General features: G+C 73.8%; 21 protein-coding genes. 12 read left to right on the top strand and 9 right to left on the bottom strand.

What is annotated here, in order from left to right:
• Positions 1–103 precede the first annotated feature (103 nt).
• From HNR68_RS00825 to HNR68_RS00795, 7 genes are all read left to right on the top strand, one after another.
• Positions 104–796 carry an urease accessory UreF family protein gene (locus tag HNR68_RS00825; RefSeq protein ID WP_179716637.1) on the top strand — a complete coding sequence of 231 codons (693 nt, stop codon included), beginning with the start codon at positions 104–106 and terminating at the stop codon, positions 794–796.
• On the top strand, positions 786–1,496 hold the full coding sequence (ureG, locus tag HNR68_RS00820; RefSeq protein WP_179716635.1) for an urease accessory protein UreG: 711 nt from the start codon (positions 786–788) through the stop codon (positions 1,494–1,496). Before HNR68_RS00825 ends, ureG begins: the two co-directional genes overlap by 11 nt.
• Before the next feature lie 24 nt (positions 1,497–1,520).
• On the top strand, positions 1,521–2,282 hold the full coding sequence (locus tag HNR68_RS00815) for an urease accessory protein UreD (RefSeq protein ID WP_179716633.1): 762 nt from the start codon (positions 1,521–1,523) through the stop codon (positions 2,280–2,282).
• Positions 2,283–2,623: 341 nt separating this feature from the next.
• Entirely contained in the window at positions 2,624–3,277 is a 654-nt protein-coding gene (gene pdxH, locus HNR68_RS00810; RefSeq protein ID WP_179716630.1) for a pyridoxamine 5'-phosphate oxidase, read from the top strand.
• A 75-nt stretch (positions 3,278–3,352) separates the two neighbouring features.
• Positions 3,353–4,645, top strand: a complete 1,293-nt coding sequence (locus tag HNR68_RS00805) for an MFS transporter (RefSeq protein ID WP_179716629.1) — start codon at positions 3,353–3,355, stop codon at positions 4,643–4,645.
• Positions 4,646–4,780: 135 nt separating this feature from the next.
• Positions 4,781–6,181, top strand: a complete 1,401-nt coding sequence (locus tag HNR68_RS00800) for an APC family permease (RefSeq protein ID WP_179716626.1) — start codon at positions 4,781–4,783, stop codon at positions 6,179–6,181.
• A gap of 74 nt (positions 6,182–6,255) precedes the next feature.
• A complete protein-coding gene (locus tag HNR68_RS00795) occupies positions 6,256–7,176 on the top strand; it encodes an aldose epimerase family protein (RefSeq protein WP_179716624.1) in 921 nt (306 codons plus the stop codon).
• 335 nt (positions 7,177–7,511) lie between these two features.
• Here the strand turns inward: HNR68_RS00795 and HNR68_RS00790 are convergent, their stop codons facing one another.
• Positions 7,512–8,657 (bottom strand): acyl-CoA dehydrogenase family protein, encoded by a 1,146-nt coding sequence (locus HNR68_RS00790; protein ID WP_179716622.1) that lies wholly within the window; start codon positions 8,655–8,657, stop codon positions 7,512–7,514.
• A gap of 132 nt (positions 8,658–8,789) precedes the next feature.
• Between HNR68_RS00790 and HNR68_RS00785 the strand changes: the two genes are divergently transcribed.
• The 3 genes from HNR68_RS00785 (at position 8,790) to HNR68_RS00775 (ending at position 12,043) form a co-directional block, all read left to right on the top strand.
• Positions 8,790–9,434 (top strand): TetR/AcrR family transcriptional regulator, encoded by a 645-nt coding sequence (locus tag HNR68_RS00785; RefSeq protein ID WP_179716620.1) that lies wholly within the window; start codon positions 8,790–8,792, stop codon positions 9,432–9,434.
• Entirely contained in the window at positions 9,431–10,363 is a 933-nt protein-coding gene (locus tag HNR68_RS00780) for a PfkB family carbohydrate kinase (protein ID WP_179716618.1), read from the top strand. The genes HNR68_RS00785 and HNR68_RS00780 overlap by 4 nt, the downstream gene beginning before the upstream one ends.
• Positions 10,364–10,738: 375 nt before the next feature.
• On the top strand, positions 10,739–12,043 hold the full coding sequence (locus HNR68_RS00775; protein WP_179716616.1) for a citrate synthase: 1,305 nt from the start codon (positions 10,739–10,741) through the stop codon (positions 12,041–12,043).
• A 162-nt stretch (positions 12,044–12,205) separates the two neighbouring features.
• Here HNR68_RS00775 and HNR68_RS00770 read toward each other — a convergent pair whose 3' ends face one another.
• From HNR68_RS00770 to HNR68_RS00755, 4 genes are read right to left on the bottom strand one after another with little or no spacing between them, the layout of a single operon-like run.
• Entirely contained in the window at positions 12,206–13,381 is a 1,176-nt protein-coding gene (locus HNR68_RS00770; RefSeq protein ID WP_179716614.1) for an ABC transporter permease, read from the bottom strand.
• Complete coding sequence (locus tag HNR68_RS00765; protein WP_179716612.1) at positions 13,378–14,286, bottom strand: ATP-binding cassette domain-containing protein; 909 nt, start codon at positions 14,284–14,286, stop codon at positions 13,378–13,380. Before HNR68_RS00765 ends, HNR68_RS00770 begins: the two co-directional genes overlap by 4 nt.
• Before the next feature lie 48 nt (positions 14,287–14,334).
• A complete protein-coding gene (locus HNR68_RS00760) occupies positions 14,335–15,909 on the bottom strand; it encodes a glycerol-3-phosphate dehydrogenase/oxidase (RefSeq protein ID WP_179716610.1) in 1,575 nt (524 codons plus the stop codon).
• 60 nt (positions 15,910–15,969) lie between these two features.
• A complete protein-coding gene (locus tag HNR68_RS00755; protein ID WP_179716608.1) occupies positions 15,970–16,587 on the bottom strand; it encodes a TetR/AcrR family transcriptional regulator in 618 nt (205 codons plus the stop codon).
• Positions 16,588–16,603: 16 nt separating this feature from the next.
• Here HNR68_RS00755 and HNR68_RS00750 point away from each other — a divergent pair, with 16 nt between their 5' ends.
• Entirely contained in the window at positions 16,604–18,247 is a 1,644-nt protein-coding gene (locus tag HNR68_RS00750) for an FAD-linked oxidase C-terminal domain-containing protein (protein WP_179716606.1), read from the top strand.
• On the opposite strand, the gene HNR68_RS00745 is transcribed toward HNR68_RS00750, so the two are convergent.
• Positions 18,213–18,962 carry a GNAT family N-acetyltransferase gene (locus HNR68_RS00745; protein WP_179716604.1) on the bottom strand — a complete coding sequence of 250 codons (750 nt, stop codon included), beginning with the start codon at positions 18,960–18,962 and terminating at the stop codon, positions 18,213–18,215. The two genes, HNR68_RS00750 and HNR68_RS00745, sit on opposite strands and share 35 nt — an antisense overlap.
• A gap of 302 nt (positions 18,963–19,264) precedes the next feature.
• On the opposite strand from HNR68_RS00745, the gene rox reads away from it, so the two are divergent.
• Entirely contained in the window at positions 19,265–20,674 is a 1,410-nt protein-coding gene (gene rox, locus HNR68_RS00740; RefSeq protein ID WP_179716602.1) for a rifampin monooxygenase, read from the top strand.
• A gap of 1 nt (position 20,675) precedes the next feature.
• On the opposite strand, the gene HNR68_RS00735 is transcribed toward rox, so the two are convergent.
• From HNR68_RS00735 to HNR68_RS00725, 3 genes are all read right to left on the bottom strand, one after another.
• Positions 20,676–21,068, bottom strand: coding sequence for a hypothetical protein (locus tag HNR68_RS00735; RefSeq protein WP_179716600.1), 393 nt, complete (start codon positions 21,066–21,068; stop codon positions 20,676–20,678).
• Positions 21,061–23,868 (bottom strand): FtsK/SpoIIIE domain-containing protein, encoded by a 2,808-nt coding sequence (locus HNR68_RS00730; RefSeq protein ID WP_179716598.1) that lies wholly within the window; start codon positions 23,866–23,868, stop codon positions 21,061–21,063. The genes HNR68_RS00735 and HNR68_RS00730 overlap by 8 nt, the downstream gene beginning before the upstream one ends.
• 183 nt (positions 23,869–24,051) lie before the next feature.
• Entirely contained in the window at positions 24,052–24,303 is a 252-nt protein-coding gene (locus HNR68_RS00725; protein WP_179716596.1) for a hypothetical protein, read from the bottom strand.
• Positions 24,304–24,307: the final 4 nt, after the last annotated feature.

Here is a 24,307-nt window from a genome sequence, read left to right as displayed (position 1 = left end):
AACCCGGTGGGAACCAGGCGTCCGGTCCCCGATCGGGATCGCGAGAAGCAGCCGCGACGGGGCGTCTGGAGGTCCAGTCGGAAGGATCGGGAGGAGGTGTGTGGTGCGGGGTGGTCTGGCCGTGCTCGCGCTGGCGGATTCGCGGTTCCCCGGTGGGGGGCACGTGCACTCCGGGGGAGTCGAGGAGGCCGCGGCGCGGGGGTTGATCAGCGGGATCGGCGACCTGCGCGACTTCCTGCACGGGCGGCTGCGCGCGGCGGGCGCGCTGCAGGCGGTGTTCGCCGCCGCCGCGGCGCACGCCGCCACCCGCGGGGTCCGCAGCGGGCACTGGCGGGAGCTGGACGTCGAGCTCGACGCCCGCACCCCGTCCCCGGCGCAGCGGGAGGCCTCGCGCGCCCAGGGGAAGGGGATGCTGCGCGCCGGCCGGGCGGCCTGGCCGTCCCCGGTGCTGGCCGACCTGGTGGCCGCGCACCCGCGGCCGCACCACCCGATCGCGCTCGGCGTGCTGGCCGCGACGGCCGGTGCCGGGCCGCGGGACGCGGCGCTGGTCGCCGGGTACCTGTCGATCAGCGGACCGGCCTCCGCGGCGGTCCGGCTGCACGGCACGGACCCCTTCGCGGTCAACGCCGTGGTCACCGACCTGGCCGACGAGCTGGAGCGGACGGCCGACGAGGCCGCGGCCGCCGCCGGTCTCGCCCCGGCCGACCTGCCCGCGCCCGGCGCGCCGGTGCTGGACCTGCTCGCCGAAGCCCACGACCGTCACCACCGGGAAGAGGTGCGTCTCTTTGCGTCCTGACCACGGCCACGGACACGGCCACACGCATCCGGTCGGCCTCGACCCGACCGCCACCGGCCCCGACCCGTTCGCGGCGCCGCCCCGGCGCGGGCGCCCGTTCCGCCTCGGCATCGGCGGCCCGGTCGGCAGCGGCAAGACGGCGCTCACCGCCGCGCTGTGCCGCGCGCTGGGCCAGGAGGTCGACCTCGCCGTGGTGACCAACGACATCTACACCACCGAGGACGCCGACTTCCTGCGCGAGGCCGGGGTGCTGGACCCCGACCGGATCGAGGCGGTGCAGACCGGCGCCTGCCCGCACACCGCGATCCGCGACGACATCACCGCCAACCTCGACGCGGTCGACCGGCTCACCGAGCGCCACCCGGGCCTGGAGCTGGTCATCGTGGAGAGCGGCGGGGACAACCTGACCGCGGTGTTCAGCCGCGGCCTGGCGGACAGCCAGGTCTTCGTGGTCGACGTCGCCGGCGGCGACAAGGTGCCGCGCAAGGGCGGGCCGGGCGTGACCACCGCCGACCTGCTGGTGATCAACAAGGTCGACCTGGCCGAGCGGGTCGGGGCGGACATGGCGGTGATGGTCGCCGACGCGCACCGGATGCGCGGGGACCTGCCGGTGATCACCCAGTCCCTGACCCGGACCCCGAACGCACCCGACGTGGCGGCCTGGGTCCGCGAGCAGCTCCGGGTCGGCGTCGGTGCGTGACCGCGCGGCGGGCGGAGGTGGGGCGTGCGCGCCACGGCGGTGCTGAGCGTCGAGCTCGGGCGCGGTGGGCGCAGCGTGGTCCGTCAGCTGCGGTCGCAGTCCCCGATGACGCTGGTGCCCCGCCGGGCCGCCACCACCAGCGCCGACGGCACCGCCGTCGTGCACCTCGTCAGCTCGGCGGCGAGCCCGCTCGGCGGGGACCGCGTCGACCTGCGGGTGCGCGTCGGCCCGGGCGCTCGGCTGCTGCTGCGCGGCACCGCGGCGACGGTGGCCCTCCCGGGGCCCGGCCGCAGCCGCAGCACCGTGCACCTCGAGGTCGCCGACGGCGGGACGGTCGAGTACCTGCCGGGGGCGACCGTGATCAGCGCGCGGGCCGACCACTGGGCGGAGACGGCGGTCGAGCTCGGGGCGGGGGCGCGGCTGCGCTGCCGGGAGGTGCTGGTGCTCGGCCGCTCCGGCGAGCGGCCCGGCCGGTCGACCACCACGACGCACGTGGTGCGCGGTGGTGTCCCGCTGCTGCGGCAGCGGCTGGACGTCGGCGACGAGCGGCTGACCGCGAGCGCGGCCCACCTGGCGGGGGCGCGCGTGCTGGCCACCGAGACCGTGGTGTGGGACCGCGACCCCGCCGAGCCGAGCAGCGGCGACTGGTGGTCGCTGGCGCCACTGGCCGCGGGCGGTGCGCTGGCCACCGCCGTGGCCGCAGACGCCGTGCTCGCCGAGCGCCGGCTCGCCGAAGCGGTCTCGCACCACCCGGACGCCGCGCAGCTGGAGGAGCCGCGGTGGTGACGCCCCGGCCCGCGCGGACGACGGCGGTGGTGCCGTCCGGAGCCGTGACCGCGGACGGTGGCGGGCCTCGGTCCGGGGCGCCGAATTCGTGCACGGCCCGTGTCGGCTTCACGGAGATGGGTGAGCACGCCCTGCCCGAACGGGTGTGGGAACGATCACTGCATCGGTTGCGGAATCGATCGTGAAGCACGGTCGATTCGGCGTCCGTTCCGATCCCGTTTACCGTCGTAGTGGCTGGCGCCGCCGGGTCCTGTCGCGCCAGCCGGTCCAACCCGCACCGTCCGGCTCGCAGCCGGAGAAGATCGGATCGTGCCGCTGTCGGGCGAGTCAGGGAGGAAACGATGCCGGAGGCCAACGTCGCACTGCCGTCGATGCGCGTGTCCTACGAGGCGGGCGCGCTGGACGAGTCTTCGCTGGCCGACACCTGGCACGAACAGCTGCAGCGGTGGTTCGACGAAGCCGTCCAGGCCGAGCTGCTCGAACCGAACGCGATGGTGCTGGCCACCGCCGACCCCGAGGGGTACCCGTCGTCCCGCACCGTGCTGTGCAAGGGCTTCGACGAGCGCGGCGTGGTCTTCTTCACCAACTACACCTCGGCCAAGAGCCACGACCTGAAGGCGACGCGGGTCGCCGCGGCCACGTTCCCCTGGCTGGGCCTGCAGCGGCAGGTCAACCTGCGCGGCACCGTCGAGAAGGTCTCCCCGGCGGAGACCGCCGAGTACTGGCAGGTGCGGCCGCGGGGCTCGCAGCTCGGGGCGTGGGCCTCGCCGCAGTCGCGCGTGGTCGCCAGCCGCGAGGCGCTGGAGTCGACGCTGGCCGGCATCGAACGCCGCTTCGCCGACGCCGAGAAGGTGCCGGTGCCGCCGCACTGGGGCGGCTGGCGCATCCGGCCCGAGTCGGTGGAGTTCTGGCAGGGCCGTCCGAGCCGCCTGCACGACCGCCTGCGCTTCCGCTGGGTGGACGGCCGCTGGACCGTCGAGCGGCTCGCGCCCTGACGAGCGGCGAGTTCGGTCACACGGCCGCGAAAACCAGGTGCTGTTAGGGCGGCTAACGGCTAGGCTCCGGCATCCGTGCAGCCCAGCAGCGGAACCCCGACCGAGCCACGTCGATCCCTCGGGTCGCTGCTGAGCAAGGTCGTCCTGGACACCCGGCCGTTGCGGTACCCCGCCTACCGGCGGCTGTGGCTGTCCAACATCGTCACCGCCGTGGGCGCGCAGTTCGCCGCGGTCGCGGTGCCCAAGCAGCTCTACGACATCACCGGGTCCTCCGCCTACGTCGGCATCGCCGGCGTCGTCGGTCTCGTGCCGCTGCTGGTGTTCGGCCTGTGGGGCGGCGCGGTCGCCGACACCGTCGACCGCCGCCGCCTGCTGCTGGTCACCAACAGCGGCCTGGCGATCACCTCCGTGCTGCTGTGGCTGGTCGCCGCCTCGGGCCTGGCGTCGGTGTGGCTGGTGCTGGTGCTCTTCGCCGCGCAGCAGACGTTCTTCGCGGTCAACATGCCCACCCGCGGTGCCGCCATCGCCCGGCTCATCCCGGTGCACCTGCTGCCGTCGGCGCAGGCGCTGGGCAGCACCGTGTTCCAGCTCGGGTCGATCGTCGGCCCGCTGCTGGCGGGCATGCTGCTGCCGGTGGCCGGGTTGCCGGTGCTGTACCTGGCCGACGCGCTGGCGCTGTGCGCGGCGCTGTGGGCGGTGTTCCGGCTGCCTCCGCTGCCGCCGCAGGAGGGCGCGCCGAAGAAGGCCGGGCTGCGCGCCGTGCTGGACGGATTCCGCTACCTGGCCCTGCACTCGGTGCTGCTGGCGTCGTTCCTGCTGGACATCGTGGCGATGGTGTTCGGGATGCCGCGGGCGCTGTTCCCGGAGATGGCCGAGCGGACCTTCGGCGACCCGCCCGGCGGCGGGACCGCGCTGGGCTGGCTGTTCGCCGCCATCCCGCTCGGCGCGTTCTGCTTCGGCGTGTTCTCCGGCTGGCTGCACCGCATCGCGCGGCACGGCGTGGGCGTCACGGTGGCGGTCATCGCCTGGGGCTTCGCGGTGATCGGCTTCGGGCTGGCGGACTCGCTCTGGCTGGCCGTGGTCTTCCTGGCGCTGGGCGGCGGCGCCGACCTGGTGAGCATGGTCTACCGCAGCGCCATCCTGCAGGCCGCCGCGACCGACGAGATGCGCGGGCGCATCCAGGGCGTGTTCACCGTGGTCGTGGCCGGTGGCCCGCGGCTGGCCGACACGCTGCACGGCCTGGCCGGTGCGGCGCTGGGGACCACGACGGCGGTGGTGGCCGGGGGTGCCCTCGTGGTCGTCGGGGCGGTGGTCTCGGCGGCGCTGCTGCCCGCGTTCTGGCGCTACCGCGCGCCGACGGAGGGTTGACAGCGCACACGCCTCGGACAGACGGTGAGGGGCGTCCGGATTGTGCAGTTCGCCACGCCTGAGCCGAGCAGTGCGGTGCGGTTCGACCAGGGGTGGGCAGACGCGCCGATCACCCTGCCTGCACACTTCTCTGCTATGGCCAACGAAACGACCGTGAACGACAACGCGCCCGGCGGTGCGCAGGAGCCTGGCCTCAAGAAGGTGATGGGCCCGAAACTGCTGCTGTTCTTCGTGGTGGGAGACATCCTCGGGACCACGATCTACTCGTTGACCGGCAAGGTCGCCGGCAAGGTCGGCGGCGCGCTGTGGGTCCCGTTCCTGGTCGCGTTCGTGGTCGCCTTCCTGACCGCGTTCAGCTACTTGGAGCTCGTCGGGAAGTACCCCAAGGCGGGCGGTGCCCCGCTGTACGTGCACAAGGCGTTCGGCGTGCACTTCTTGACCTTCGTCATCGCCTTCGCGGTGATGTGCTCGGGCATCACCTCGGCGGCCTCGGCCGCGCAGGCCTTCAGCGGTGACTACCTGGAGGCCATCCTCGGCGAGGGCGTCGCCTCGTGGTCCTGGGTCGTGGCGATCGGGTTCCTGCTGCTGCTCGCCGCGGTGAACTTCCGCGGCGTCGGCGAGTCGGTCAAGGCGAACGTGGTGCTCACCTGCGTGGAGCTCACCGGGTTGGCCATCGTCATCGTCTTCGGCCTGGTCGCGCTGCTCACGGGCACGCACAGCCCCGACGTCGACCCGGACCCGGGCCGGCTGCTGCAGTTCGACACCGACACCACGCCGCTGGTCGCGATCACCTCGGCGACCGCGCTGGCGTTCTTCGCGATGGTGGGCTTCGAGGACTCGGTGAACATGGCCGAGGAGACCAAGAACCCGTCCAAGACCTTCCCCCGCGCCCTGCTGCTGGGCATGACCATCACGGCCGTGATCTACCTGGTGATCGCGCTGATCACCTCGACGCTGGTGCCGACCGACACGCTGGCCGAGTCCGACGGCCCGCTGCTGCTGGTCGTCAAGGCCGCCGCGCCGTGGTTCCCGCCGATCCTGTTCTCGCTCATCGCGCTGTTCGCGGTCACCAACACCGCGCTGATCAACATGCTGATGGCCAGCCGCCTGGTCTACGGCATGTCGGAGGAGCGGATCATCCCGAGGCAGTTCGGCCTGGTCCACCGCACGCGGCGCACCCCGTGGGTGTCGATCCTGTTCACCAGCATCATCGCGGTGGTCCTGGTGAGCTCGCTGGAGATCTCCGACCTGGGCAGCACCACCTCGCTGCTGCTGCTGGTGGTCTTCGCGGTGGTCAACGTGTCGGTGCTGGTGCTGCGCAAGGACAAGGTCGAGCACGAGCACTTCAAGGCCCCCACCTGGGTGCCGGTGCTGGGCGCGCTGAGCTGCGCCTTCTTCGCCAGCCCGCTGTCCGGGCGGCCGGCCACGGAGTACGTCATCGCCGGGATCCTGCTGGGCATCGGCGTGATCTTCTGGGGCATCAACTTCCTGTTCGGCGGCAAGAAGGAGTTCGACGCCGCCAAGCTGGGCAAGTAGGCCCCCGAGCGTTCCCGAGCCCCTCGTGCCCGACCTCGCGGCACGAGGGGCTCGCTGCTCCTAAGGTGGACCATGTGCATGAACCTGTTCTCGCGACCGGGCGGCAGTTCGAGATCACGTCCGGGACGGCGCGCGCCGTGGTCACCGAGGTCGGCGCCGCGCTGCGGGCCTTCGAAGTCGACGGCAAGCCCTACGTCGAGACCTACGGCGCGGACCGGCTGCCCCCGGGCGGCGCGGGCGCGGTGCTGGTGCCCTGGCCGAACCGCGTCGCGGACGGGCGGTGGGTGCTCGACGGCGAACCGCAGCAGCTCCCGCTGACCGAGCCCGCCCGGCACAACGCGATCCACGGCCTGCTGCGGCACACCCCGTGGACCGTGGTCGAGCACGCCGAGTCGACGGTGGTGCTGCAGGCGATGGTGGCGGCCCAGCCGGGGTGGCCGGTGCCGCTGCTGACCTCCATCGGGTACAGCGTCGGCGACGGCGGGCTCACCGTGACCCACACGATGGAGAACCTGGGCTCGCGGTCCACGCCGTTCGGGGTGGGCGTGCACCCGTACCCGCGCGCGGGCGACGCCGCGACCGACGAGTGCACGCTGCGGCTGTCGGCGTCGACGCTGCTGCCGGTGGACGCCGAGCGGATGGTCCCGGTGCGCCCGCCCCGCGCGCTGGAGGGCGACGAGCTGGACTTCCGCACCGGCCGCCCGCTGGCCGGGCTGCTGCTGGACACCGCCTTCGGCGGCGCGGCCCCGGCACCGGGGGACGAGCACGTCCGGCACGCGCTGCTCGGGCCGGACGGGCACGGCGTGGAGCTGTGGGCGGACCCGGTGTTCCGGTGGGTGCAGGTCTACACGCCGGACGACTTCCCCGGCCGCGGCCGGGCGGTCGCGATCGAGCCGATGACGTGCCCGCCGAACGCCCTCAACACCGGCACCGACCTGCTCACCCTGCACCCCGGCGAGACCTGGATGGCCCACTGGGGCCTCACCCCACGCTGACCCCCCGGGGGTCGTGAGTGCGCAAGCCGCCTCCAACCGGCTCCAGCACTCACGAGGCGTGGGGTGCTGGGCTTGCGCGTGCGTGCTTCAGCGGTGCTGAGGTCGTGAGTGCGTAGGCCGGTTCTGGGCGGTTTCGGCGCTCACGAGGCGTGGGGTGCTGGGCTTGCGCGTGCGTGCTTCAGCGGTGTTGAGGTCGTGAGTGCGCAAGCCGCCTCCAACCGGTTTCGGCGCTCACGACCCGTGCGGCACCGGACTCACGCGTGCGTGCTTCAGCGGTGTTGAGGTCGTGAGTGCGTAGGCCGCCTCCAACCGGTTTCGGCGCTCACGAGGTGTGGTCAGGACTGCTTCAGGGCGCGGGCGATGAGCATGCGCTGGATCTGGTTGGTGCCTTCGAAGATCTGCAGGACCTTGGCCTCGCGCATGAAGCGCTCCGCCGGGAAGTCGCGGGTGTACCCGGCGCCGCCGAGGACCTGGACCGCGTCGGTGGTCACCTTCATCGCCGCGTCGGTGGCCACCAGCTTCGCGACCGAGGCCTGCTGCCCGAAGGGCAGGCCCGCGTCGCGGCGCCGCGCCCCGTCGAGGTAGCTCGCGCGCGCCGACTGCACGGCCGCGGCCATGTCGGCGAGCAGGAACTCCAGGCCCTGGAAGTCGATGATCCGCTGCCCGAACTGGTGGCGCTGCTTCGCGTGGTCCACCGCCAGGTCCAGGGCCGCCTGCGCCAGCCCCACCGCGCACGCCGCGATGCCCAGCCGCCCGGAGTCCAGCGCGCACAGCGCGATCTTCAGCCCGTCGCCCTCCGCGCCGATGAGCCGCTCCGCCGGGACCCGGGCGTCCTCCAGGTACAGCGGGGTGGTGGGCGACCCGGTCAGGCCCATCTTGTGCTCGGGCGGCCCCGCCGACAGCCCGGCGGTCGCGCGGTCGAGGAGGAAGCAGCTGATGCCGCGCGGCCCGTCGTCGGAGGTCCGGGCCATGAGCGTGTAGAAGTCCGCGACCCCGCCGTGGGTGATCCACGCCTTGGCGCCGGTGATCGCGTAGGCGTCGTCCTCCCGCACCGCCCGCGTGCTCAGCGACGCCGCGTCGGATCCGGCGTGCGGTTCGGACAGCGCGTACGCGCCGAGCAGTTCGCCGCCGATCATGTCCGGCAGCCACCGCTCGCGCTGCTCCGGGGTGCCGAACTGGGCCAGCGGGAAGCAGCTCATGGTGTGCACCGACAGGCCGACGCCGACGGTCATCCACGCGCTGCTCAGCTCTTCCAGGACCTGCAGGTAGACCTCGTACGGCTGGCCCCCGCCGCCGTGCTCCTCGGCGTAGGGCAGCCCGAGGAAGCCGGACTCGCCGAGCAGCCGGAACACGTCGCGCGGGAACTTCTCCGCGGCCTCGTCGGCGGCGGCGCGTGGCGCGAGCTCGTCGCGGGCGATCTCCCTGGTCAGCGCGAGGAGGTCGGTGGCCTCGGGGGTGGGGAGCAGGCGGGTGACGGACATGGCGGATCGCGCTCCTGTGCCGGTGTGACTGCTGCCTGTACTGACAGCAGTACTGTAGGACGGACTCCAGTACTGCGGAAGTCCGTGCACGGGAGAGCGACCCCCGGACGGGTTGTGGCAGGCTTCGACGCGATGACCACCTCGCAAGGACGCCGACCGGCGAACGCGCGGCGGGCCGAGCTGCTGGACCAGCTGCGCGACCTGTTCCTCGCGGAAGGGTTCGCGCACTTCACGCTCGACGACCTGGTCGCGCGGCTGCACTGCTCGAAGTCGACGCTGTACACGCTGGCCGACAGCAAGGAACAGCTCGCGGTCCGCGTGGTCGCGCACTACTTCAAGCGCGCCACCCAGCGCATCGAGGCGCGGGTCGAGGCGGCGCAGGACGTGCGGGAGAAGGTCCGGGTGTACCTGGACGCCGCGGCCGAGGAGCTGCGCCCCGCGTCCCGGGCGTTCCTGGACGACCTGGCCGCCAACCTGGCCACCCGCGCCACCTACGAGGCCAACGCGCACGCCGCCGCCGACCGCATCCGCGGCTTCATCGGCGAGGGCGTGGCGCAGGGGGTGTTCCGGGAGGTCCACGCGGGCTTCGTCGGCGAGCTGGTCGGCCACGCCATCGCGGCCATCCAGCGCGGCGAGATCGGCGAGCGCACCGGGCTGTCGGACGCCGCCGCGTTCGAGGAGCTCGCCCAGTTCCTGCTCGGGGGGCTGGTCGCGGAGCAGCACACGGCTCACCCGGCGGAGCGCGGGGCTCCGCACGGCACGGAGGAGGAGAAGTGATCGTCATCGGTGGTGAGGCCCTGGTCGACCTCGTCCCGGACCCGGCCACGGGTGAGGGCGAGCTCGGGCCGCTGCACCCGCTGCTGGGCGGCGGGCCGTACAACGTCGCCATCGCCCTCGGGCGGCTCGGCGTGCCGGCCGCGTTCTACGCCCGGGTGTCCACCGACCAGTTCGGGGACAAGCTGGTCGAGCGGCTGCGGTCCTCCGGTGTGGACCTCGGGCTGGTGCAGCGCGGCCCGGAGCCCACCACGCTGGCCGTGGTCGGGCTCGCCGCGGACGGCTCGGCGCGCTACAGCTTCCACACCGAGGGGACCGCGACCCGGTACGTCACCGAGCAGGAGCTGCCCGAGGAGGCCACGGCGCTGTGCCTGGGCACCCTCGGCATGGTGCTGGAGCCCGGCGCGTCGGTGTACGAGAAGGCGCTGTTCCGCGAGGCCGAGCGCGGCCGGTTCGTCGCGCTGGACCCGAACGTCCGGGCGGACCTCATCGCCGACCCCGACGCCTACCGCGCCCGGTTCCGCTCCTGGCTGCCCTCGGTGGGGCTGCTCAAGGTCTCCGACGACGACGCCGAGTGGCTCGCCGACGGCGGGGACGTGCTCGAGGCGGCGCGCGACTGGCAGCGCCAGGGCCCGGCGGCGGTGGTGCTCACCCGCGGCGCGGACGGGTTGACCGCCGTCACAGCCGACGGTGAGGTCACCGTCCCGGGAGAGCGCGTGGAGGTGGCCGACACCATCGGCGCGGGCGACACCGTGCAGGCCGCCCTCCTGGCGTGGCTGCACCGCCACGACGCCCTCTCGGCCGCGGCGGTGCGCGGACTGGACCGCGCGCGGTGGGAGCAGGCGCTGCGGTTCGCCGCGGCGGCCGCCGCCGTCACCGTTTCGAGACCCGGCGCAGAACCGCCGTGGGCGGGCGAATTGTCCGTCGAGTGAACCGGACGGACGCGCCCGGTGACGCCCGGTGAGTGCAACGGTCGTTGCGCCGTCCGGCGCAGCGGCCTTGCACCGACCGGGTGGTTCGGTTGGTCACGATGACCGGTCCGGTTGGCTCCGGAGAGTCGAAGATCTTCCGGCGGAAGCCGCCCGATGTGATGTGATCGTGGTCCCACCTGCCAAAAAGCCGAAACGCGATTGCTGCGCCGGGGGCCCACTGCGGTCTAGCGTGACTACTGACAGGACCCCAACGGGGTGGTGCTGCGGCGGTTCGGACACCCCGGGCCGCGCGCGGGCGACAACGCAGCCCTGCCGCTCGGCCGGGCACCCGCGGTCGTCACGACACGCACCCCGACGAGCGCGAGAGGTTCCCGAATGCCCGACGACGTGACCGCCAAACGTACCGTCGCGCTGCGCTATGACGGCGGCGAGCACGAGATGCAGGTGAAACAGCCGACCGAGGGCGCGCCTGGCGTCGACCTCGGCAAGTTGTTGGCCAAGACCGGTTTGGTGACGTTGGACCCGGGCTTCGTCAACACGGCCGCCTGCCTTTCCGACATCACCTACATCGACGGCGACGCCGGCATCCTCCGCTACCGCGGCTACCCCATCGAGGAGCTCGCGGCGAAGTCGAACTTCATCGAGGTCAGCTACCTGCTGATCTACGGTGAGCTGCCCACCCAGCAGCAGTACGAGGAGTTCGCCGACCGGATCCGCCGGCACACCCTGCTGCACGAAGACCTCAAGCAGTTCTTCGACGGCTTCCCGCGCGACGCGCACCCGATGCCGGTGCTGTCGTCCGCGGTCTCGGCGCTGTCCACCTTCTACCAGGACAGCCTCAACCCGTTCGACAAGGACCAGGTGGAGCTGTCCACCGTCCGGCTGTTGGCGAAGCTGCCCACCATCGCGGCCTACGCCTACAAGAAGTCGGTCGGCCAGCCCTTCCTGTACCCGGACAACTCGCTGGGCCTGGTGGAGAACTTCCTCCGGATGACCTTCGGATTCCCCGCCGAGCCCTACGAGGTCGACCCGGTGCTGGTCCGCGCCCTGGACCTGCTGTTCATCCTGCACGCCGACCACGAGCAGAACTGCTCCACCTCGACCGTGCGGATGGTCGGCTCGGCCGAGACGAACCTGTTCGCCAGCATCTCGGCGGGCATCAACGCCCTGTTCGGCCCGCTGCACGGCGGCGCCAACAGCGCGGTGCTGGAGATGCTGGAGGGCATCCACGCCAACGGTGGTGACGTCGACTCGTTCGTCGCCCGGGTGAAGAACAAGGAGCCCGGCGTCCGGCTGATGGGCTTCGGCCACCGGGTCTACAAGAACTACGACCCGCGCGCGGCGATCATCAAGAAGACCGCCGACGAGGTGCTCGGCAAGCTGGGGGCCAACGACCCGCTGCTGGACATCGCGCTGAAGCTGGAGGAGAAGGCGCTCGCCGACGACTACTTCATCGAGCGCAAGCTCTACCCGAACGTCGACTTCTACACCGGCCTGATCTACAAGGCCATGGGCTTCCCGACGAAGTACTTCACCGTGCTGTTCGCGCTCGGCCGGCTGCCCGGCTGGATCGCGCACTGGCGGGAGATGCTGGAGGACCCGACCCGCAAGATCAGCCGTCCGCGGCAGGTGTACACCGGTTCGCCGGAGCGCGCCTACGTGCCGATCGACAAGCGCTGAATCGAAATCTGAATCCAGCCGGTTGCCACGGCACCCGGCCCACCACCGGCCCCGGAGCACCCCAGGTGCCCGGGGCCGACCCGTGTCCAGCGCACCGCGGGGTCCTCGGCCCGGGTCCCCGGGCCCACCGAGGTCCCGGGGACTGGACGCCGGATGACCGGATCAGGTGGGGCGGAGGGCGTCTCGGAGCTTGACCCGGGAGCCGGTGCGGAGGACTGCGCCGGCGTAGACGCGGCCGCCGAGGCGGAGCAGGAGGGCGAGCGCCAGGACGCCGAGGACCAGGGAGACCGCGATCTCCCACGGAGCCGCCACGCCGAGGGCGATGCGCATCGGCATCAGCGTCGGCGACAGGCCCGGCACCATCGACAGCACCGCCGCCGTGGTGCTCTCCGGCGAGCCCGGCAGCAGCGACACCCCCAGGACGAACGGCACCACCAGCACCATGATCACCGGGCTGACCACGTTCTGCAGCTCCTCCTGCCGGGACACCAGCGAGGACGCCGCGGCGAGCACCGTCGCGTAGGTGAAGTACCCGAGGAGGAACCACACCAGCGCCCACAGCAGCGTGCCGACCAGCGTCGCCGACGGCAGCGCCAGCATCCCGGCGGCACCCGTCGCGACCAGCGCCGCACCGGCGATCAGCACCAGCTGCAGCAGGTTCGTAAGGCCGATGCCGAGCACCTTGCCGGCCAGCAGCCGGCGCGGCTCGATCGTGGACAGCAGCAGCTCGACGACGCGGCTGGACTTCTCCTCCACCACGCCCTGCGCGACCATCTGGCCGCCGGTGATGAGGAACATGTAGAGCACGGCCCCGGCGACGATGGCCAGGAACATCCGCTCGCCGCGGTGCGGGTCGTCGGTCTCCAGGCTGGTCACGGTGACGTGCGCGCCGTCGACCTGGGCGCGGACCGCGGCCGGGTCCGCGCCCAGGCGCGCGACCTCGGCGTCCACCGCCCGTTGCTGCGCGATCGCGGTCAGCGCGGACTCGACCGAGCTGTCCGGTGCGTCCTTGACCACCAGCCGCGGCTCCTCGGGGGTGCCGGTGACCAGCCCGTCCAGGTCGCCGTCGCGCACCTGCTGCTCGCCGACCGGGAGCGGCACGGTCCGGACCTCGAAGGTCTGCCCGTAGGCCGCCCCCGAGGCGCGCAGCGGCTCGGCGAGGGCGGAGGCCTCCGGCGCGACGCCGAGCACGGTGGTGCCCGACTGCTGCCCGATGAAGGACATCAGCCCGGCGTAGCCGCCCATGATCGCGATGATCGCGAGGGTGCTGATGATGAACCCCCGGGTGCGCACCCGGGTGCGCACCTCGCGGCGGGCGACCAACCAGACGTGGCTCATGCGGCCTCCTCGGAGACGACGTTGCGGAACAGCTCGGTGAGGCTGGGCCGGTGCCGGGAGAACTCCCGCACCGGGCCGGTGGCCAGCGCCGCCTTGAGCACCGCCTGGTCGTCGGCGCCCTCGGCGAGCTCGAGGGTGGTGCGGCTGCCGGTGACGGACACGACCCGCGCGCCGGGCACGCCGTCGGCCCAGCCCGGCGTGGCGTCGGGCGCGTCGACGACGAGCGTCACCGGGCCCTGGTCACGCAGCTCGTCCACCGACCCGCAGGCCACCATCCGTCCACTGCGGACGATGCCGACGCGGTCGCACAGCCGCTGCACCAGGTCGAGCTGGTGGCTGGAGAACACCACCGGCACCCCGGAGTCGCACTTCTCCCGCAGCACCGCGCTCATCACGTCCACCGCGACCGGGTCCAGCCCGGAGAACGGCTCGTCGAGGACGAGCACGTCCGGGTCGTGCACCAGCGCGGCGGCCAGCTGCACCCGCTGCTGGTTGCCCAGGCTGAGCTTCTGCACCTCCTCGTCGCGGCGCTCGGCCAGCCCCAGCCGCTCGGTCCAGCGGTCCGCGGCCGCGCGCGCGTCGGCGGTCGACATCCCGTGCAGCTCGCCGAGGTAGGCGAGCTGTTCGCCGACCTTCATCCGGGGGTACAGGCCGCGCTCCTCGGGCATGTAGCCGATGCGGCGCCGGGTGGTGAGGTCCAGCGGCGCGCCGTTCCAGCGCACCTCGCCGGAGTCGGCGGCCAGCACGCCGAGCGCGATCCGCATCGTGGTCGTCTTGCCCGCGCCGTTGCTGCCGACGAAGCCGAACAGCTCCCCGGCTCGGACGCTGAACGTCATCTCCTGCAGCGCCGTGACGTCGCCGTAGCGCTTGGAAACCCGGTCGACCTCCAGTACGCGATCAGTCACCGACCGTCCCCTCCTGCCGTCCGCTGCGGGCGTCGCTGCCCGTTGCGATCAGCCAAGCACACCTTCGAGCGCGCGTCCCACGATTTCGGTGACGCGGGGCCGCGCGGCCTCCCGCTGGACGGGGTCCAGGCCGACCCGGCTGCGGCGGTCGAGGACGTCGTCGGCGTCGAGGGCGCCCTCGTGCCGCACCGCCCACAGCACCTCGGCGGCGGTCAGCTGCACGCCCTCGGCGACCGGTTCGGCCAGCTCGGGGTCGAGATCGGCCAGCGCCGCGAGGCGCGCGGCCTCGGTGCCGTACTTCGCGACCAACCGGGCCGGGGCCTCCACGCCGGACAGGTGGTCCCGGGGCGCGGCGCCGACGAGCGCGACGGCGGAGGTCTTGGACGGGCCCGCGGACAGACCGCCCGCGCGCACCGCGGCGTCGACGGCGTCGGCGGCCATCTTCCGGTAGGTGGTGAGCTTGCCGCCGACCACCGTCACCACGCCCTCCGGCGAGGTCAGCACGGCGTGCCGACGGGACAGGTCGGCCGACTCCCGGCGCCCGGGCTGCTCCAGCAGCGGGCGCAGCCCGGCGAAGGAACCCAGCACGTGCTCGCGGCCCAGCGGCTGCCCGAGGACGTCGCTGATGCCGGCCAGCAGGAAGTCCACATCGGACTCCGGGACCTCGGGCACCGACGGCACCGGTCCGGGCGCCGGCTCGTCGGTGAGGCCGAGCAGGGCGCGGCCGTCGGGTTGCGGCAGCAGCAGGAGGAACCGGCCGGTGGCACCGGGGATCGGCGCCACCACCGCGGTCCCGGCGACGCCCGCGGCGTCGGCGTCGACCACCAGGTGCGAGCCGCGGGACGGGCGCAGCGCGATGTCCGGCGAGAGCTCCCCGGCCCACACACCGGCCGCGTTGACCACGGACCGCGCGCGGATCCGCAGCGACTCCCCGGTGCGCTGGTCCACGACGTCCGCGCCGGCGCCGTCCAGCTGCCGCGCGCGCACGTGCGTGAGCACCCGCGCGCCGAACCCCGCCGCGGTGCGGGCCAGCGCGACGACCAGGCGCGCGTCGTCGACGAGCTGCCCGTCGTAGCTGAGCAGCCCGCCGCGCAGCCTGGTGGGGCGCAGGCCGGGGACCAGCGCGAGCGCTTCCGCGCCGGGGACGCGGCGCGGCGGCGGGAGCACGTCCGAGGGCGTGCGCGCGGCCCGGCGCAGCACGTCGCCGGCGCGCAGGCCCGCCGAGAGCACCAGCTCGGCGCGCCGGGAGGTGGCGTCGTGCAGCGGGATCAGCTGCGGCATCGTGCGCACCAGGTGCGGCGCGGTGCGGGTCATGAGCACGTGGCGCTCCACGGCGCTCTCCCGCGCCAGGGCGACGTCGCCGTGCGCCAGGTAGCGCAGGCCGCCGTGCACGAGCTTGCTGGACCAGCGGGACGTCCCCCAGGCCAGGTCCTCGGCCTCGACCAGCGCCACGGACAGCCCGCGCGCTGCGGCGTCGAGGGCGGTGCCGGCGCCGGTGACGCCGCCGCCGACCACCAGCAGGTCGATCTCGGTCTCGGCCACTTCGGCCAGGTCGGTCGCGCGACGTGCGGCGTTCAGCGAGGTCGCGCGCAGCGAACCGGCGGGCAACGGCGTGGTGGTCATCGCAACTCCGGGTGGTTCGGCGGGAGGTCGGTGGTCCGCGGTTCCGGCGAGCGCTGCGCCTCAGGTGCCGGGTGGGCGCAGTGCTCCGTCGAGGAGCTCGGCGAGCTCCGCGGTGAGGGCGTCGGCGCTGATGTCGGTGGTCGCGGGCCCGGCGGTGACGACGAACGACTGCACGAGCAGCAGCAGCGACCGCGCCTGGACCACCGGGTCGCCGGGGCGGATGGAGCCGTCCGCGTGGCCCTCGGCGAGGTAGTCGCGGAAGAAGCCCTCCGCGGCCAGCTGCGTGCTGCCCAGCCGCTGCACCAGGTACGGCAGCAGCAGTTCGGCGTCGGTGTCCAGCACGCGCTGCAGCAGCGGTGCGTCCTGGAGCAGCTGCACGCCGCGCACGGTCGCGCGCACCAGCCGCTGCCGGGCGTGGCCGGTGCGCGCCGCCGCGCGTGCCCGGTCCAGGACGGCGCCGAACTCGACCGTCATCAGCGCGGTGACCACGCTGCGGACGTCCGGGAAACGGCGGTAGAGGGTCATCCGGCTGACCCCGGCGCGGCGGGCGATCTCGGTGAGCGTGGTCCGCCGCACGCCGTGGGCGAGCACGCACTCCCGGGCCGCGCGCAGCAGCTCGGCGTCGCCGACCCGGTTCGGCGCGGGCCGATCACGCGTGCTGTGACATTCGACTGTCATGTGTAACACTGTACTGGTGAGCGGGCTGATCGAACACACCCTGCGCGGCACGTGGACCCCATCGGGGGCTGCCGCCGCGCCGTTGTCCCCCCGAGCGCTGCGCTGGTTGCGCCAGCGCATCGGGCTCGCCGAGACCACCACGCCGGCCGTGCCGACGTCGTTGCTGGAGGTGCCGGACAGCGCTCTGCCGGACGCGGCCCGCGAGGACCTGGTGGCCGTGCTCGGCGCGGAGCACGTGCGCACCGACGCCGCGGCGCGGCTCGCGCGGGCGGGCGGCATGTCCTACACCGACCTGGTGCGCCGGCGCAGCGCCGCGGAGCTCGCGGTGCCGGACGCCGTGCTGCTCCCCGCCGACCCCGAGGCGGTGCAGGCGGTGCTGGAGGTCTGCGTCCGGCACGACGTCGCGGTGGTGCCGTTCGGCGGCGGCACGTCGGTGGTCGGCGGGGTGGACGCGCTGCGCGGGTCCAAGGCCGCCGTGGTCGCGCTCGACCTGGTCCGCCTGGACCGGCTGGTCTCCCTCGACCCGGGCTCGCGGATCGCCGTGCTGCAGGCCGGGACGCGCGCGGTGGAAGCCGAATCCCTGCTGGGTGCGCAGGGTTTCACCCTCGGTCACTTCCCGCAGTCCTTCGAGCGGGCCACCATCGGCGGCTTCGCGGCCACCCGGTCCGCCGGGCAGGCCTCCTCCGGGTACGGCCGCTTCGAGGACATGGTGGCCGGGGTCCGGCTGGCCACCCCGGCGGGGGAGTGGCGGCTCGGCGTCGCCCCGGCGTCGGCGGCCGGGCCCGACCTGCGCCAGCTCGCGGTCGGCAGCGAGGGCGCGCTCGGCGTGATCACCGAGGTGGCGGTGCGGGTCCGGCCTGCCCCGGAGCACAGCCGGTACGAGGCGTTCGTGCTCGACGGCTGGCAGAGCGGGGTCGACGCGGTGCGCGTGCTCGCGCAGGGCCGGGTGCTCGCCGACGTCACGCGGCTGTCCGATGTGGACGAGACCGAGGTGCAGTTCGAGCTCGCCGGGGCGTGGAAGGTCAGCGCCCTGCGGGCCTTCCTGCGCAGCAGGGGAGTGCGCCGGCCGTGCCTGCTCGTCCTGGGGTGGGACGCGGCGTCGCGGTCGGAGCTCGCGCAGCGCCGCGCGGCCACCCTGCGGGTGCTGCGCGGCACGCGCGCGGTGCGGCTCGGCCGTGCCGTGGGCGAGAACTGGCGGTCGCACCGGTTCGCCGGGCCGCGGCAGCGGGACGCGCTGCTGGACCGCGGGGTGTGCGTGGAGACGCTGGAGACCGCGGCGCACTGGTCCGGCCTCAGCGAGCTGCGCTCCGCGGTGCGCAGCGCGCTCGTGCGCAGCCTGCGCCGCGACGGCGCGGACCCGATCGTGATGTGCCACGTCTCGCACGCCTACGAGACCGGCGCGTCGCTGTACTTCACGGTGCTCGCGGCCCGTGACGAGCAGGACCCGCTCGGTCAGTGGCAGCGGGCCAAGCGCGCGGCGTCGGACGCCATCGCCGGGCGGGGCACCATCACGCACCACCACGCCGTCGGCGCCGACCACCTGCCGTGGTTGGGCGCGGAGATCGGCGCCGTCGGCGAAGCGGTGCTCGCGGCGGCGAAGCGGGCCGTGGACCCGACCGGGATCCTCAACCCCGGCAAGCTCGTCGGGCCAGCGCGCTGACGGAGTGGTAGCTGAACCCGAGCCTGCGGTAGACCTTGAGCGCGGGCTCGTTGTCCGCGTCGACCATGAGCGTCACGTGACCCTCGCGGGAGAGTTCCCGGGTCAGGAACGCGCAGACCTGGGTGCCGAGGCCGGTGCCGCGGTGGTCGGGGTGGGTGGCGACGCCGGAGACGTAGCGCACCCCCGGGGCCGGCCAGCAGTCCCCGCCCACCGCCAGCAGCGTCCCGTCGGCGCCGCGGACGCCCGCCCAGCGGCGCGCACCGGGGTCGCCGGGGAACAGGTACGAGCGCGGGTTCGCCTTGCGCAGCAGGCTTTCCACGGCCTGCTCGTCCTCGGCGGTGAGCCACTCGACGTCGGGCGTCGGCGTGTCCGGTGTCGCGCACGACTCCATCCAGCCGAACGTGGCCCGCACCTCCAGGTCCAGCCGGTTGGCCACCTGGTGCGCCAGCCGGGTGCGGGCGAGGGGGCGCAGCGTGTCGCCCGGCAGCGTGGGCAGGACCTCGGCGAGCAGGGCGGTGCAGTCGTCGGCCGAGCCGGTGAAGGCCATCCGGTCGTTGCGGTTGAGCTTCGGGGCGTGGACGGCGACGGCGCTGCCGTGCTGCCAAGCGGCTCCGCCGGCGTGCGGGTAGTCCGGCTCCAGCGCCTGCGCGGCCCAGCGGACCAGCAGGTCATCGGTGGCTTCTCCGACGTCGGCGGCGGAACGGAGCTCTCGCATGCTCTGATGGTGCCCGGACCGCCCGCCGGCTGGAAGTGGGTTTCGCATGACGTGCGCCATGGTCGGCCCCGTGCGCGCTGTCCGGGGGAGAACGGGGGAGGGGATGAACGGGGGAGGGAACCTCCTCGTCCCGTTCTCACGGTACAGCCGACCCCGGGGCTTGCGGCAAGCCCCGGGGCGTGCCGCAGAATCCTCGCTCGCAGTCGCTGACCAGCAGAAACCCACGAGCCCGCGGGAAAGTCGCATTCCGCGGGCGGGGACCTGCTGTCCGCGGGACCCTCTTCCCGGAAAAAGGTGTTGCGATGATCGACGTGATCGTGGTCGGTGCCGGCCCCACCGGACTGGTGCTGGCCGCGGAACTGCGGTTGCACGGCGTGGACGTGGTCGTGCTGGAACGGGACGCCGAACCGACCGAGGTGGTCCGCGCGCTCGGGTTGCACGCGCGCAGCATCGAGCTGATGGACCAGCGCGGTCTGCTGGACCGCTTCCTCGCGCTGGGAACCCGGTACGAGAAGGGCGGGTTCTTCGCCGGCATCGACAAGCCGTGGCCCCGGATGGACACCGCGCACGGCTACGTCCTCGCCATCGAGCAACCCGTCGTCGACCGGCTGCTGGCCGAGCGCGCCACCGAGCTCGGCGCCGACCTGCGGCGCGGCTGCGAGGTGGTCGAGGTCAGCCAGGACGCGGACGGGGTCACCGCCGGGCTGGCCGACGGCACCCGGCTGCGCTCCCGCTACCTCGTCGGCTGCGACGGCGGCCGCAGCACGGTGCGCACGCTGCTCGGCGTCGGCTTCCCCGGCGAGCCCAGCCAGGTCGAGGTGCTGCTGGGTGAGGTGGAACTGACCGCCCCGCAGGAGGAGGTGGCGGCGGTGATGGCCGACGTGCGCGAGCGGCAGGTGCTGTTCGGCGCCGTTCCCCTGGACCGCGGCACGTACCGGGTCATCGTCACCGCCGAGGGAGTCAGCGAGGACCGCACGGTGCCGCCGACCATGGAGGAGGTGACCCGGCGGATGCGGGCGGTCGCGGGCACCGACCTCGGCGCGCGGGCACCGCGCTGGCTGTCCCGCTTCGGGGACGCCACCCGGCAGGCCGAGCGCTACCGGGTCGACCGGGTGCTGCTGGCCGGCGACGCCGCGCACGTCCACCCGCCGGCCGGCGGGCAGGGCCTCAACCTCGGCGTCCAGGACGCGGTGAACCTGGGCTGGAAGCTGGCCGCCGAGGTCCGCGGCTGGGCGCCGAAGGACCTGCTCGACACCTACGAGGCCGAGCGGCACCCGGTGGCCACCGACGTGCTGCACAACACCCGCGCCCAGATGGAGCTGATGCGCAACCAGGCGGCGCGCCGGCTGGTGGCGGAGCTGATGGACTTCGAGGAGGTCAACCGCTACCTCGTCGAGAAGGTCACCGCGATCGGCACGCACTACGACCTCGGCGGCGGCCACGAGCTCGTCGGTCGCCGCCTGCGAGACCTCCCCCTGGGCCGCGGGCGGTTGTACGAGCTGATGCGCGCCGCCCGCGGGCTGCTGCTCGACCAGACCGGCCGGCTGTCGGTGCGCGGCTGGGCGGACCGCGTCGACCACGTCGTGGACGTCAGCGAGGAGCTGGACGTCCCCGCCGTGCTGCTGCGGCCGGACGGGCACGTGGCGTGGGCGGGGGAGGCTCAGCAGGACCTCGACGAGCAGCTGCGCCGCTGGTTCGGCGACGAGCGCTGAGTCAGGAGCCCCTCTTGCGGCGGGGGAGGATGCCGGAGCCGAAGCGGGGCTTCTCCAGGGCGTCGTGCAGCGCCAGGAACGCGTCCTGCACCAGGCGCCGGGCCTCCTCCGGGGTCATCGGCGGGGCCGAGCGGTCGGGTTCGGGCAGGCCCTTGACCCGGAACCACCGCTCGTCCCACAGCGCTTCCATCGCGTTGTTCCAGCGGACCCGCACGTCGTCGACGACCTGCTGGCGCCGCTCCTCCGCCGCGTCCTTGCGCTGCCGGCCCGCGGCGACCACCTCGCTCAGCTCGGCCGCGCGGGCCCGCTCGTGCTTGCGCATCCGCTCCGCGGCGGTGGTCGCCAGCGCGGTCAGCTCCTTGTACCGGGCCGACGCCGGACCCTGGTCAGTCACCGGCTTCCTCCCAGACCTGCTCGGACGCCCGCTGCCGTGGCACCTGCGGGACCTCCGGCGCCGCGAGGTCGAACGGCAGCAGCACTTCGGGGCGGGAGTGCACCGCCCGGTCGAAGAAGAGGCCGCGCCGGGCCCGCGGCGACCAGCTGACCGGCTGCCCCGCCGCGAAGGCGGACAGCTCCTGGCCGTGCACGTCGAAGGCCACCCACGCGCCGATGTCGTCCACCGGGCCCATGCCGAGGGTGTTCTTCACCCGCTGCACGCTGCGCCACCAGCCGATGACGTGCACCCGCGACTCCGGCCCCTGCTTGAGCACCTTCCGCAGGTGGTCCAGGCCGCTGGGACGACCGGGCTCCTTGCGCTCCAGCGTGGTCTGCGCCGCGTCGACGGCGTAGAGCAGCAGGCAGTGCGGGACGTCCGCGCCGGACCGGCCGTCGATCGAGTCGGCGAGGGAGGCCACCGCCTCCTCGATGTCGTCCAGGCCCACCAGGCCGGCGTCGTGCCCGCCGGCGCGCAGCTGGTCCACGACGTGCCGCGCCTCGTCCTCGACGTCGTCCAGCAGCGCCGCCACGGTGAACCGGATGCCGCCGGGCACGTGCTGCCGTGCGAGGGAGAGCGCCGCCGCCCCCAGCACGCTGACCGCGTCCACCCGGACCGAGCCGATCACCGCGATGTTGCGCCCCGGCGAGCGGCTCAGCCGGACCGCGGCGGCGGTGCCGTCCACGTCGATGATCTGCCCCAGCAGCGCCTTCGGCGTGGACACCGGGGCGGAGAGCTCCCGGTAGTCGTCCAGGGTGGACAGCGCGGGCAGGATCGAGCCGTCGAACAGGCGCGGTGGCGCGGCGGAGGGAGCACGCCGCTCCCACAGCTCCCGCTGCAGCGCGTCGAGGGTGCCGCGCGCGGTGGCGTCGGGGATGCGCGCGATCTCGTTGCCGTGCTTGACGCCGGACTCGTGGTTGACCACCGCGTGCCAGCGGGGCAGCTCCAGCGCGGCCAGGTTCTGCTCGGCCAGCACGCGACGGGCCTTGGGCAGCGCGATCCGCAGGATGAACTGCTCGAAGATCGCGGGCTTGCCCCAGAACGCCTCGATGCCCGACACGTCCTGGCTGGCCAGCACGAGGTGGATGCCCTGCGAGCGGCCGCGCCGCGCCACGTCCTCCAGCAGCGCGGTGGCCTGCGCGGTGACGCTGTCGCGCTCGGCGAACAGGTACTGGAACTCGTCGATCACCGCGACGATCCGCGGCCACCGGCCCTGCGGGTCCTCGGTGCGCAGCTCCTCGAGCTTGGTGACCTCGTGCTCCTTCGCCGCCGCCGCGCGCCGCCGCATCTCCTGGGCCAGGAACCGCAGCAGCGCCAGGCCGAACTCCCGGTCGGTGTTGACGTTGACCCCGACCAGCTGCGCGTGCGGCAGCCAGCTCGGGTCCCGCCTGCCGGGGGTGAACTGGGCGAACGACACGCCCTCCTTGAAGTCGAGCAGGTAGAGCTCCAGCTCGTCCGGCGAGTAGCGGGCGGCCAGCGCGCCGAGCATGCCGTACAGGAAGTTCGTCTTGCCCGAGCCGCTCGGCCCGCCGATCAGGGTGTGCGGGCTGCTGTCGCCGAGCGTGACCCACACCGGCTCGCCCTCGTGGAACCCGACCGGCGCCTGCAGGCCCGACTTGGAGCTGTGCTGCCAGTACTGGTCGGGCACCAGGTCCTCGAAGGTGCGCACCCGCGCGCGGCGGGCCAGGAACGCTTCCGCGATCGCCGTGCAGGCCTGGGTGACCTCGTTGCGCGAGGGCGGTTCGTCCAGGTGCACCACGGCTTCCGGGCCGGTGGTGCTGCAGCGCGCGCGGTCGTCGCCGACGAGCCGCACCGATTCGATCGCGCTGTTCACGGTCAGCGACAGGTCCACGACGATGAGGTGGATGCCGCAGGCCGGGCCGCTGCGGGCGATCCGCTGCAACTGCTGCTGCTGTTCCTCGCGCAGCGGCTCACCGTTGCCGAACAGCACCCCGACGCGCCACGGCTCGGTGCGGTGCCCGGTCTCCTCGGCCAGCGCTCGCAGCGAGGCGTGGCCGCGGAGCAGCGCACCGGTGTGGATCCGCCGGATGTGGTCGGACAGCGCCTCCAGCATCTCGTCGAGCCGGGTGGGGTCGTGCGCGGTGAGCAGCCCGGCGCGGGTCAGCGGGTACAGGCCGGGCAGCGTGCCGGTGAGCTGGGAGACGTCCCAGACGTGCAGCCGCACCGCACCCGGCTGGAAGTGGCTGAGCAGCCGCAGCAGCAGGTTCTGCACCAGGGCCTCGGCCGCTTCCGGGTTGCCGTCGCTGGTGATCCGCAGGTGCGACTCGTCGAGCAGCGGCACGGCGGCGGGGAACGGCTGCGGGTCCGGTGAGTCGGGCACGACCGCGGTGCCGAGGCGCCACAGCTCGGGCGGGCGCGCGGCCAGCTCCTGGGTGCCGACCTCGCCGAGCCAGTCCGCCCAGGGCAGCCCAGCCGACCCGGGCGCGACCCCGGCCACCAGCTGCTCCAGCTCCCGCGGCCCGCGGGCGGTCCACTCCGCGTAGACCTCGGCGCGCTCGGCGAGCGCCTCCTGCAGGGCGGCCTGGAAGGCGCGGTCGTCCGGGTCGCCGACCTCCTGCGGGTCGCGCGCCGCGGCCGCGGTGCCGGCCTGCGCGATGCGCAGCGCGAACTCCTGCTGCGCGCACTCGGCGAAGACCCGGGCGCGTTCGTTGTCGGCGGCGCCGAGCGCGGTGGCGATGCTGGAACGCAGGCGTTCGAAAGCTGCTTCGATGCGGCTCCGCCGCTCGTTGCGTTTACCCACACCCCACCTCGGGAAGCGAAGTCACTGACAGTGATCAACGTACCACTCGGCAGTTGATCGGGCAGACCCGTACGACGCAATCCCGCGCCGGATCCGGGTCCGCTGTTCAGGTGCGTGCCGACCTGCGCCGACGCCGGCCCGGGGTGGCTGCCCGGCCGGTGCCGCGCAGCGCCGCCCGGGCCGCTACAGCCGGGTGACGAAGTCGCGGAGCGTGCCCAGCACCTGCTCGACCATGTCCTGGGCGCGCTCCACCTGGTCGTCGGCGCGGTGCAGGCTCGGCGGCACCACCGTCTCCGGGTGCTCCGGGTCGAGCGTGACCAGCGCCTTCTCGGCCTCGTCCAACGACGTCCGCGTGGTGCCCAGGTGCGCGCCGGCGTCGAGCAGGTGCTGTTCCACGACGCCCAGCACCTGCGCGAGCTCCTCCAGGGCGGACACGGCG

Origin of the sequence: Saccharopolyspora hordei (assembly GCF_013410345.1) — a bacterium.
Taxonomy (GTDB): Bacteria; Actinomycetota; Actinomycetes; order Mycobacteriales; family Pseudonocardiaceae; genus Saccharopolyspora; species Saccharopolyspora hordei.
Note: the sequence above shows the minus strand (reverse complement) of the source record. Positions and strands in the feature narration are given on the sequence as shown.

What these genes read in the sequence shown, in the direction of transcription:
- pdxH (WP_179716630.1), top strand. Translation starts at nt 2,624, where the DNA reads ATGCCGGAGGCCAACGTCGCACTGCCGTCGATGCGCGTGTCCTACGAG.
- HNR68_RS00800 (WP_179716626.1), top strand. Translation starts at nt 4,781, where the DNA reads ATGGCCAACGAAACGACCGTGAACGACAACGCGCCCGGCGGTGCGCAG.
- HNR68_RS00790 (WP_179716622.1), bottom strand. Translation starts at nt 8,657, where the DNA reads ATGTCCGTCACCCGCCTGCTCCCCACCCCCGAGGCCACCGACCTCCTC.
- HNR68_RS00785 (WP_179716620.1), top strand. Translation starts at nt 8,790, where the DNA reads ATGACCACCTCGCAAGGACGCCGACCGGCGAACGCGCGGCGGGCCGAG.
- HNR68_RS00775 (WP_179716616.1), top strand. Translation starts at nt 10,739, where the DNA reads ATGCCCGACGACGTGACCGCCAAACGTACCGTCGCGCTGCGCTATGAC.
- HNR68_RS00770 (WP_179716614.1), bottom strand. Translation starts at nt 13,381, where the DNA reads ATGAGCCACGTCTGGTTGGTCGCCCGCCGCGAGGTGCGCACCCGGGTG.
- HNR68_RS00760 (WP_179716610.1), bottom strand. Translation starts at nt 15,909, where the DNA reads ATGACCACCACGCCGTTGCCCGCCGGTTCGCTGCGCGCGACCTCGCTG.
- HNR68_RS00755 (WP_179716608.1), bottom strand. Translation starts at nt 16,587, where the DNA reads ATGACAGTCGAATGTCACAGCACGCGTGATCGGCCCGCGCCGAACCGG.
- HNR68_RS00745 (WP_179716604.1), bottom strand. Translation starts at nt 18,962, where the DNA reads ATGCGAGAGCTCCGTTCCGCCGCCGACGTCGGAGAAGCCACCGATGAC.
- rox (WP_179716602.1), top strand. Translation starts at nt 19,265, where the DNA reads ATGATCGACGTGATCGTGGTCGGTGCCGGCCCCACCGGACTGGTGCTG.